Annotated in this window: 2 protein-coding genes; one reads left to right on the top strand and one right to left on the bottom strand. The window is 74.3% G+C overall.

Features of this window, described 5'->3' with window-relative positions:
* Positions 1-961, bottom strand: a 961-nt coding sequence (locus ACFWI9_RS32140; protein WP_387168187.1) for a hypothetical protein, incomplete at its 3' end; no start/stop codon positions are given.
* A 364-nt stretch (positions 962-1,325) separates the two neighbouring features.
* Here ACFWI9_RS32140 and ACFWI9_RS32135 point away from each other — a divergent pair.
* Entirely contained in the window at positions 1,326-2,210 is an 885-nt protein-coding gene (locus ACFWI9_RS32135) for a Bax inhibitor-1/YccA family protein (protein WP_387168184.1), read from the top strand.
* Positions 2,211-2,413: the final 203 nt, after the last annotated feature.

Raw genomic sequence — 2,413 nt, 5'->3', positions numbered from 1 at the left:
GCCGCCGGGGGGGCGGCGGGTCCCCCCCGCGGGGTCCCGCCCGTCGGCGCCCCGGGCCGGCCGCCTGGGCAGGGTCCTCGCGGGCTGGGGCCGATCGCCCGCCCGCGCCGGGGCGCGCCCCCCCCCCCCCGACGAGGTAGCCCGCGCCGCCCTCCGCGCCCGCGCCGCCGGCTCCGCCGGTGGTGCCGGCGGCTCCGCCGTCGCCGCCGTTGCCGCCCTCACCCGCGTTGAGGGGCGGGTCGACGATGCCGTCCGAGGTGTCGCCACCCGCGCCGCCCGTGCCGCCGTCGGCACCGGAGAGGCCCGCGTCGCCGTCGTCGCCGATCCGGATCACGCTGGCGCCGGTGCATGCCGCGCTGCCGCCTGCGCCGCCCGAGCCGCCGGCGCCGTCGATGGTACTGCCGCCGGCACCGCCGCCTGCACCACCACCGCCGCCGGCGTTCACCAGTACGTCGCTGTTGCTGAAGGTCGTGCCGTCGCCCGTGCCTCCGGATCCGCCGCTGCCGCCCGACTGGCTGCCGGCGGGAGCCCCGGTGCCGGCGGTCCCTCCGGTGCCGCCGTCCCCGATGTCGACGGTGTACACGTGCCCGGGGGTGACCGACACGGCGCACCAGACGAAGCCGCCGCCCCCGCCGCCCCCGCCGCCCCCGCCGGCCCCGGTGAGCTCCGTCGACGCGCCGCCCCCGCCGCCGCCCGCGCCGCCCCCGGCACCCCACGCCTGGACGAAGATCGAACGCACCCCCTTGGGCACGGTGAAGGTGCCGTCGACGGTGAACTCCTCGAGTCCGTGGGGGAACTGGACCGGCGTGGTCGGCTTCGGGTACGGCTTCGGGTGGTGCGGCCTCGGCCGCGGCTTGGTCGAAGCCTCGGCGACGGGAGTCATGGCGAGGATCTGACCGGCCAGACCGGCCGCGGTCGCGAGGACGACGGCGGCGCGTAGGCGCCGGGATCTGCTGCTCATGATGAGCTTCCTTTCTGTGCGCGTCTGTGCGCGTCTGTGCGCGGGGCGCGCGGGCCACGATTGCCGCGGGCTGCGTGCGTGGTGCGAGTGGCCTGCGACGCACATCCCACCGCCCGGTACCACCGCTCAGCGGTTGCCGCGCCGCGTCGTGCTCCGGTCAGGTGATCGTTCGATCGGGATGCGCCGGGGGAATGGGGCCACTGCGCGAGTCGAACGGATGGCCGATACGGTGGGGCGAGGCGGGCGTCGGTAGTGACCGGCTTGTCACGATCAAGGAAAGATCCTCCTTCAGCACTAGGCGGATCTCTTTGCCCGCCCATTACGCTTGTGGCAAGGCCGCGCACGGCGGCCATGGAGGAGTGAGATGAGGAGCAGCAACCCGGTCTTCTCGCGACGGGGGTTCAGCCGCGACAACGGCTACGCGGGCTTCAACGCCGCGCCGCAGGCCGGGGGCCCCGTCGCCGGAAACCCGTACGCCCAGGGCACCGGCAACCCGTACGCCACCAACCCCTACGCACCGGCGGACGCCCAGGTCGGTGCCCCGCCGCAGGCGCCCGCACGCACCGGTGTGATGACGATGGACGACGTCGTGGCGCGTACCGCCATGACGCTCGGCACCGTCGTGCTCACCGCGATCCTTTCGTGGGTCCTGCTGCCCGTCGACCCGGCCAACCTCGGCAAGTCGTACGGCATCGCCGTCGGCGCCGCGCTGGTGGCCTTCGTGCTGGCACTCGTCCAGTCCTTCAAGCGCAAGGCGTCGCCCGCGCTGATCCTGGCCTACGCCGCGTTCGAGGGTGTCTTCCTCGGCGTGATCTCCAGCGCCGTCTCCACGTACATCGCGGACGGCGTGGTCATGCAGGCGGTGCTCGGCACGATGGCGGTCTTCGCCGGTGTGCTGGCCGCCTACAAGATGGGCTGGATCCGTGTCACGCGCCGTTTCTACGGCTTCGTGATGGCGGCGGCGCTCGGCTTCATGCTGCTGATGGCCGTCAACCTGCTGTTCGCCGTCTTCGGCGGCGGTGACGGCCTCGGCTTCCGCAGCGGTGGCCTCGGCATCCTGTTCGGTGTCATCGGCATCATCCTCGGCGCCTGCTTCCTCGCTCTGGACTTCAAGCAGGTCGAGGACGGCATCGCCTACGGCGCCCCCCGCGAGGAGTCCTGGCTGGCGGCCTTCGGCCTCACCATGACCCTGGTGTGGATCTATCTGGAGATGCTGCGTCTGCTGTCGATCCTCCAGGGCGACGACTGACGACGCCTGACCTTCTGAACGAAGGGGGGGGGGCGGGGGGTGTGCGGGGGGGGCGGGGGGGTTGGTGTGTGGGGGGGGGGGGGGGGGTCAGGGCGAGCGGGGGGGTGCCGGTGGGGGGGTCGGTCGGGCGCGGGGGGCCCACCCCGGGGGGGCCCCCGAAGGCGGCGGGGGGGGTGCAAACGCGCCGGGTCACGGTACTGGTG

The organism is Streptomyces sp. NPDC127084, assembly GCF_042724175.1.
Lineage (GTDB): Bacteria > Actinomycetota > Actinomycetes > Streptomycetales > Streptomycetaceae > Streptomyces.
This window is presented reverse-complemented; position numbering and strand designations above follow the sequence as displayed.

Excerpts from the sequence above, each read along its gene's own strand:
- ACFWI9_RS32135 (WP_387168184.1), top strand. The coding sequence starts at position 1,326 with ATGAGGAGCAGCAACCCGGTCTTCTCGCGACGGGGGTTCAGCCGCGAC.